This is a genomic window from Flavobacterium sp. FPG59 (genome assembly GCF_002150205.1).
GTDB lineage: Bacteria > Bacteroidota > Bacteroidia > Flavobacteriales > Flavobacteriaceae > Flavobacterium.
The window spans coordinates 1-5,900 of record NZ_MTCA01000192.1; the positions used below are offsets into that span (position 1 = coordinate 1).

A 5,900-nucleotide genomic window follows, 5' to 3' on the forward strand; every position below is an offset into this window, starting at 1 on the left:
AGGTTCACCAGAGAGTTTAATATTTTGGACAACAATAATTTTTGTAGTTTTCTTTTTACTACTTAAAAAATTTGCTTGGGGTCCTATTTTAGGAGCGGTAAAAAGTCGTGAGGAGTCTATCAACAATGCATTAGCATCTGCAGAGTCAGCTCGTCTTGAAATGAAAAATCTTACTGCTAGTAATGAGCGTATCTTGCAAGAAGCAAGAGTTGAACGCGATGCTATGTTAAAAGAAGCTCGTGAAATGAGAGATAAAATGATTGCTGATTCTAAAGCCGATGCGCAAGCAGAAGGTGCAAGAATGATTGAGCAAGCAAAAGTTGCTATTGCAGCAGAAAAAAATGCGGCAATGGCTGAATTGAAATCTCATGTTTCTACATTATCTTTGGACATTGCAGAAAAATTATTAAAAAGCGAATTATCTAACAAAGAAGCTCAATCTAAACTAGTTGAGAACATGTTAGGAGACGTAAAATTAAACTAACATTATGTCAGGAACTAGAGCAGCAATTCGTTATGCGAAAGCAATTTTAGAAATCGCACAGTCAAAAGGTGTGGCTGATGCTGTTAATGTTGATATGAAAACTATTGCATTGACTGTTACAGAGAATCTAGAATTGAAAAACTTTATTGAAAATCCAACTTTAAAAGTTGATCAAAAACAAAGTGCTTTACTAGAGGTTTTTGCTGATGCAAATTCTGTGACTAAAAGTTTATTTCATTTGTTATTTGAAAACAAAAGATTTGAAATTTTAGGTGCTATAGCATTAGAATACAATGGTTTGTTTGATACAATGAACGGAGTTGAAGTAGCAACTGTTACTACTGCTGTTCCTATGGATGAAGCTTTAGAGGCTAAAGTTTTAGCTAAAATAGCTACTTTGTCTGATAAGAAAATTACAATTATCAACACAGTAGATCCTGCTATTATAGGAGGTTTTATTATTAGAATAGGTGACAAGCAGTACAATGCTGCAGTTGCAAACAGATTACAAATTTTAAAAAGAGAATTAAGTAACTAAATTCTAACAATGAAAAAAATTATATTTTTATTAATCCTAGGTACATCGTTATTTTCTTTTGGTCAGAAAATAAAAGAAGATGATGATCAGATTTTATTTGATAATGTTGCTGTTGCGAAAGTTGAAAAGGACAAAGCAGGTACGCAGTTTAAATATACTTCAATTAATAATGCCAATGCTATCATTGCAACATTGAAGACACATAAAATTGATGCTCAGAATTCTAAAAGTTGGTTAGTTGTTACAAATTTAGATGGTACAAAAACTGCAGAAGTAGATTTTGTTCTAATGTCTTTTACATTGAATTATAAAAAAGCTGTTGCAGAAATCCTTGCCAAAAAGTACAATATTTTAACTACTAATGGTGTAGAGAATCTTGATGCTTTTTTTGCTGAAGAGCGTCCAAGTATTTCAGCAGAGATTGAAAAATTGAAGGAATCTGCCAAGGATTTGGAAAAAGACCTAGCGGCAATGAACTATCAAGTTTTTCGAAAAGATAAATTGATTTTTTCTGGTGTTGTTCCTGCAGATGCTTTTACAGATAGGTATACCCAAGAACAAAACAAAGAGTTCATGTCAAAAGTGGTAGCTAAATATGATGTTTCTATGAAACAAAATAGTTCGCAATATCCTGTTTTAAATGTTGAAATAGCATCTTTAAGTGGTAGAGTATTAGTTCAAGCTGTTGAGAGAGGCGGAAAAATGGTAGTAGCATTAGTTGAATCGGATAAAACCTTTACTTATGTTCCAACTGCCAAAATCAATAATGCGGATTTGGCTTCTTCTGAAAGTTTTGTAAAAGAATTAGTTGATTTATCATACGTTAATGGTCAAAAATACATGACTTTAATGGAGGCTGAAGTTCTTTTAAAGGCAAGAGAAGCTGATAAAACGGCTAAATTAGACGCTGCTAAATTAAACTCATCTAATATTTACGACAAGAAAGGGTATGTAATTGATCAAAAAGGTGAAAAAGTAGAAGGTGTACTTTCTATTGATTTTGAAAAAATTGCAATCGCTAATTCTTCTAATGGCATGGTCGATTTAGATGGTGTTGGGAAAATATTAAAAGTGGTAGCTAAAAATGAAAAAGGTGATTTTAAATATTACAGTTTTAAAGCAAAAGAGAATGTCCTTTTTAGCATTGTAAATGATGATAATTCTGAGACAAAGTATAGAGCTTTATTAGCCAAAGTTGAAGAGGTTGCAGCACCAAAAGATAATTCTGCACTTGATTTAGGTGCTATGGCTGGACTTTCTTTAGCTTCTGCATCATGGAAATATTTTAAAGAAGTACAGATTACAGATAAGATGAGTATTTTCCAAGACGTACCTTCAAATTCTTATGTAATTAAAATACCATCACAGGAAAAAGGTTTTCAAATCCTAATTAAAAAAGGTAAAGAAGAGAAGTTTTTTACTAAGTTAAAAGAGTATATCGGTGGTTCTGTATCTAGTAGTGACATAGAAAAAATTGATTACAGTAATATTAATGGTTTAAAAGATTTAGTTGATTTATATTCTAAATCAATATAAAAAAATAGGTAAAAATAATTATTATGGCGGAAATTAAACCTGCTGAAATTTCAGCAATATTAAGAAAGCAAGTAGAAGGTTTTGAATCTGGTGCTACACTAGAGGAAGTAGGAACTGTACTTCAAGTTGGAGACGGTATTGCTCGTATTTACGGGCTTTCAAATGTGCAATATGGTGAGTTAGTTGAATTTGAAAACGGACTTGAAGCTATTGTATTGAACCTTGAAGAAGACAATGTGGGTGTGGTACTTTTAGGACCATCTACAGGAATCAAAGAAGGATCTACTGCAAAAAGAACACAACGTATAGCTTCTCTTAAAGTAGGAGAACAAATGGTAGGACGTGTAGTAAACACACTTGGTTTTCCAATTGATGGAAAAGGACCAATAGGTGGAGACTTATACGAGATGCCATTAGAAAGAAAAGCTCCTGGAGTAGTTTTCCGTCAGCCAGTTACTGAGCCATTACAAACAGGTATCAAAGCAGTTGATGCAATGATTCCAGTAGGTCGTGGACAACGTGAGCTAGTTATTGGTGACCGTCAAACAGGTAAATCAACTGTTTGTATTGACACCATCTTAAATCAGAAAGAATTTTACGATGCTGGAAAACCAGTATTTTGTATCTACGTAGCTATTGGACAAAAAGCTTCTACTGTAGCAGGAATTGCTAAGATGTTAGAAGAAAAAGGTGCTATGGCGTATACTGTGATTGTTGCAGCAAATGCATCTGATCCAGCTCCAATGCAAGTATATGCTCCTTTTGCAGGTGCTGCAATTGGAGAATATTTTAGAGATTCAGGTCGTCCAGCTTTAATTGTTTATGATGATTTATCTAAACAAGCGGTTGCTTACCGTGAGGTTTCTCTTTTATTAAGAAGACCACCGGGACGTGAGGCTTATCCTGGAGACGTTTTTTACTTACACAGCCGTTTATTAGAGCGTGCTTGTAAAGTAATTGCTGATGATGGAATTGCTAAAAACATGAATGATTTACCAGATTCATTGAAATCAATTGTAAAAGGTGGTGGTTCATTAACTGCTTTACCAATTATTGAAACTCAAGCTGGTGACGTTTCTGCATACATCCCAACTAACGTAATTTCTATTACTGATGGTCAAATTTTCTTAGATGGAGATTTGTTTAACTCTGGGGTTCGTCCAGCAATTAACGTTGGTATCTCGGTATCTCGTGTTGGAGGAAATGCACAAATTAAATCAATGAAAAAAGTGGCGGGTACTTTAAAATTAGATCAAGCACAATTCCGTGAATTGGAAGCGTTTGCTAAATTTGGTTCTGATCTTGATGCTGTTACTTTAAACGTAATTGAAAAAGGAAAAAGAAACGTTGAAATCTTGAAACAAGGTTTGAATGATCCTTATACTGTAGAAGATCAAGTTGCTATAATTTATGCCGGATCAAAAAACTTGTTGAAAAACGTACCAGTTTCTAAAGTTAGAGAATTTGAGAAAGATTTCTTAGAATTCTTAAACGCTAAACACAGAGGAACTCTTGATGCGTTGAAAGCAGGAAAATTGACTGACGAAATTACGGATGTAATTGAAACTGTTGCAAAAGAATTATCAGCAAAATATAACTAATTTAGTGAAAAGTGAAAAGTGAATAGTATAACTGTTCACTTTTTACGATTCACATTTCACTATACACAAAATGGCAAATTTAAAGGAAATCCGTAATAGAATTACTTCCGTTTCATCTACGATGCAAATAACATCTGCAATGAAAATGGTTTCTGCAGCAAAGCTAAAGAAAGCACAAGATGCAATCACAGCTATGCGCCCTTATGCCGAAAAATTGACAGAACTGCTACAAAATCTTTCTGCTACTTTAGAAGGTGACGCTGGTGGTGAGTATACCACACAACGTGAAATTAAAAAAGTATTATTAGTTGTTGTAACTTCAAATAGAGGTTTAGCTGGAGCTTTTAATACTAACGCCATAAAAGAAGCGAAAAATCGTGCTGAATTCTATGCAGGAAAACAAGTAGATGTTTTTGCTATTGGTAAAAAAGGTAACGATGTATTGAGCAAAACTTTAAACGTTGTAGGCAATCAAAGTACTGTATTTGATGATCTTACTTTTGACAAGGTAGCAAGAATTGCTGATGAGTTAATGGAAAAGTTTGTGGCTGGTGAGTATGATAAGATTGAGTTGATCTACAACCAGTTTAAGAATGCTGCTACACAAATTGTTCAAACAGAGCAATTCTTGCCGTTAGCATCTTTAAAGGCTAATGCTGCTGAAGCTGCTGGTGATTATATTTTTGAACCATCAAAAGAAGAAATTGTTTTGACCTTGATTCCTAAATCATTAAAAACTCAATTGTATAAAGGTATTCGTGATTCTTTTGCCTCTGAACATGGAGCACGTATGACAGCAATGCACAAAGCAACTGATAATGCAACAGAATTGAGAAATCAATTGAAATTGACTTATAATAAAGCACGTCAAGCTGCAATTACCAATGAAATCTTAGAGATTGTAGGTGGAGCAGAAGCTTTAAAAGGATAGTAATTATTACGCACATAAAAAAAGAGCCAACATTATGTTGGCTCTTTTTTTTGTGGTTAGCTTTTCTTTTTGAATGTTTTAACTGGTTTTTCTGTACTTGTTATTATTAGTGACGTTCCCATAATGGAGTCAATTTGTTTTTTATCTATAGTCTCTAACCAAGAATATTTTATTGTTTTTATATTTTGCCAGGGATTTGTATTTACTGTTTTTTCAATTTCAGGTAAAGCCGTTTTGCCTTTTTTTTGGGCGTAAGATGTTGTAGTGAATATGGCGAAGCATATCAAAAAGTAGATGTATTTTTTCATTTTTTTTGTACTGAAATAGCTATAATTTTATTTCAAATAGTATGCCAATTCGTTATTTAACCTAAAGTTTCTGTAATTAAATTCACGACTAGTTTCCAGTATAGTATGATTATTTTCAGTAGAAGTGTGATCATTTTATGTATAGTATTTTTATGAGGATTTTATTAGTATTCTTTAGATGTGAATAACGAAGTATTTCTATACGAATTTTAAGGTATACAATATAATTTAACTTCAAAGTCTATAGGGTCATTTAGGATAGATCTAAAATGATGTTTATGGATTCAGTTCCTTTTTTGAGTCTGATTGCTTCTTTTTGTATGTTTCATAGCTTGCTAGTGCTACTGAAAAAAAGAGGATTAAAAAGATTTGTTCTAAGTCCAATAGTTTGTAGATGTCGATGTTTTTTTCATCTTTAAAAAAATTTCGTATAAGTAAAATGAACACAATTAGAATTGTATTTTTTAACGTTTGAGTAATAAAGTATTTCATTAGTTGTGGG

At 32.9% G+C, this 5,900-nt stretch carries 7 protein-coding genes; 5 read left to right on the forward strand and 2 right to left on the reverse strand.

Features of this window, described 5'->3' with window-relative positions:
* The first annotated feature begins 19 nt into the window (after nt 1-19).
* The 5 genes from FPG59_RS13110 to atpG all read left to right on the forward strand — a co-directional run bounded on the left by FPG59_RS13110 (nt 20) and on the right by atpG (nt 5,090).
* Nucleotides 20-484: a F0F1 ATP synthase subunit B gene (locus tag FPG59_RS13110; protein WP_086455044.1), complete on the forward strand. Its 465-nt coding sequence runs from the start codon at nt 20-22 to the stop codon at nt 482-484.
* Nucleotides 485-488: 4 nt separating this feature from the next.
* Nucleotides 489-1,022, forward strand: a complete 534-nt coding sequence (atpH, locus tag FPG59_RS13115; protein WP_086455038.1) for an ATP synthase F1 subunit delta — start codon at nt 489-491, stop codon at nt 1,020-1,022.
* Between the two features lie 9 nt (nt 1,023-1,031).
* A complete protein-coding gene (locus FPG59_RS13120) occupies nt 1,032-2,558 on the forward strand; it encodes a hypothetical protein (protein WP_086455039.1) in 1,527 nt (508 codons plus the stop codon).
* A 23-nt stretch (nt 2,559-2,581) separates the two neighbouring features.
* Nucleotides 2,582-4,159, forward strand: a complete 1,578-nt coding sequence (gene atpA, locus FPG59_RS13125; protein ID WP_086455040.1) for a F0F1 ATP synthase subunit alpha — start codon at nt 2,582-2,584, stop codon at nt 4,157-4,159.
* Between the two features lie 70 nt (nt 4,160-4,229).
* Entirely contained in the window at nt 4,230-5,090 is an 861-nt protein-coding gene (atpG, locus tag FPG59_RS13130) for an ATP synthase F1 subunit gamma (RefSeq protein WP_086455041.1), read from the forward strand.
* Between the two features lie 56 nt (nt 5,091-5,146).
* Here the strand turns inward: atpG and FPG59_RS13135 are convergent, their stop codons facing one another.
* Together FPG59_RS13135 and FPG59_RS16890 are read right to left on the reverse strand one after the other, a co-directional pair.
* Nucleotides 5,147-5,398: a hypothetical protein gene (locus FPG59_RS13135; protein WP_086455042.1), complete on the reverse strand. Its 252-nt coding sequence runs from the start codon at nt 5,396-5,398 to the stop codon at nt 5,147-5,149.
* 276 nt (nt 5,399-5,674) lie between these two features.
* On the reverse strand, nt 5,675-5,900 hold a 226-nt coding region (locus FPG59_RS16890), incomplete at its 5' end, for a hypothetical protein (RefSeq protein WP_217875911.1).